Annotated in this window: 1 protein-coding gene and 1 pseudogene; both read left to right on the forward strand. The window is 59.7% G+C overall.

What is annotated here, in order from left to right:
* Positions 1–198 (forward strand): annotated as a pseudogene (locus QMG52_RS21695) (tyrosine-type recombinase/integrase); the annotation flags it as partial.
* Positions 195–1,184 (forward strand): tyrosine-type recombinase/integrase, encoded by a 990-nt coding sequence (locus tag QMG52_RS21700; protein ID WP_283562473.1) that lies wholly within the window; start codon positions 195–197, stop codon positions 1,182–1,184. The pseudogene QMG52_RS21695 and the gene QMG52_RS21700, both read left to right, overlap by 4 nt.

A 1,184-nucleotide genomic window follows, 5' to 3' on the forward strand; every position in this document is an offset into this window, starting at 1 on the left:
AGACATTCCTTTGCCATTCAAACCTTGCTTGGTTGGTACCGCAGCGACGAGGACGTGCAGGCCAAGATCCCGTCACTGTCAACGTATCTTGGCCACCGCGAACCGGCTTCCACGTACTGGTATCTTTCGGCGGCGCCGGAACTGCTTGCCGTGGCCGCCGCACGTCAAGACGCACAGTGGATGAAGGCACGCTCATGACGCTCATCGCCTCGACCCTGCAACTGTTCTTCACGGACCGCCTCGCCCAACAGCGCCAGGCTAGTCCCCGCACCATCGCCGCCTACCGAGACACCCTGAAACTCCTTTTGGAGTTCGTGTATGAACAGACCAAGAAATTGCCAGCTCGACTCGATTGGGACGACCTGGACGCGACCATGATCTCCCGATTTCTCAACCATCTCGAGGACCAGCGGCACAATAGCGTCAGAACCCGCAATGTCCGCCTCACCGCGATCCGTTCGCTCTTCTCCTACGCGGCACTGCGCCATCCCGAACATGCGCTCCTGATCCAGCGAGTGTTGGCGATTCCGCCCAAACGGTTCGAAAAACGCATCGTCACTTTCCTGACCGCACCGGAAGTTGACGCCATGATCGCCGCCCCAGACCAATCCACTTGGGAAGGGCGCCGAGACAAGGCGCTGATGCTGTTGGCCATTCAGACAGGGCTGCGCGTTTCGGAGATCACCGGGCTGAATTGCAATGACGTGACGCTGGGGACCGGCGCCAACGTGCGATGTGAAGGCAAGGGACGCAAGCAACGTAAGGTTCCACTCAATGTCCCCGTCGAAGCGCTACTGCGGGCCTGGTTGAAAGAACGAGCAGTCCAACCCCAGGACCCACTTTTTCCCACACGCATCGGACGCCGCCTCAGCCGCGATGCCGTCGCCCTGCGCGTCAGCACCCATGCCAAGACCGCTACGCAACAATGCCCGTCACTGGAAGGCAAGACAATTCACCCCCATGTCTTCCGCCACACCTGTGCCATGTCCCTGCTCCAAGCCGGCGTTGATACCTCAGTGATCGCATTGTGGCTTGGCCACGCGGGAGTTCGTTCCACGGACGCATATATCCATGCTGACCTCACCATCAAGGAAAAAGCACTCGCCCTCGTGACACCCACAGCGGCAACCCCAGGACGCTACCACCCGACAGACAAGACACTGGCGTTCCTTGAAAGCCTGTAA

The organism is Paenarthrobacter sp. PH39-S1 (assembly GCF_030063245.1).
Classification (GTDB): Bacteria; Actinomycetota; Actinomycetes; order Actinomycetales; family Micrococcaceae; genus Arthrobacter_M.